General features: G+C 38.1%; 1 pseudogene. It reads right to left on the bottom strand.

Annotated elements, in window-relative coordinates:
- A pseudogene (locus L5849_RS17735) lies at window positions 1-281 on the bottom strand (proton-conducting transporter membrane subunit); the annotation flags it as partial.
- Between the last annotated feature and the right edge of the window lie 102 nt (window positions 282-383).

Here is a 383-nt window from a genome sequence, read left to right as displayed (position 1 = left end):
ATTATTATTCCCAGTTGACTGAGAGTAGATAAGGCAATAATTTTTTTTATATCACATTCAGTTGTAGCACTTAATCCGGCTATTAAAGTAGTTAGCACAGCTGTTAATAGTAGTAGAGACGAAAACCATCATGAAGTTGACATAAAGTTATAAAATCGAATTAAAAGAAAAACACCTGCTGTAACTAGAGTAGATGAGTGTACCAAAGCTGATACGGGGGTAGGTGCAGCCATGGCTGCGGGAAGCCACCTAGAGAATGGTACTTGGGCCCTTTTAGTTATAGCTGCGATAGTGATAGCTAAAATTTGTCAGTTATTTTCGTTAGAGGTTCACATGTGGAGGATATTTCAGTGACCTTGGTTCAAAGTTCTCGCTATTGCTAA

Source organism: Erythrobacter sp. SN021 (assembly GCF_021864455.1).
This window is presented reverse-complemented; position numbering and strand designations above follow the sequence as displayed.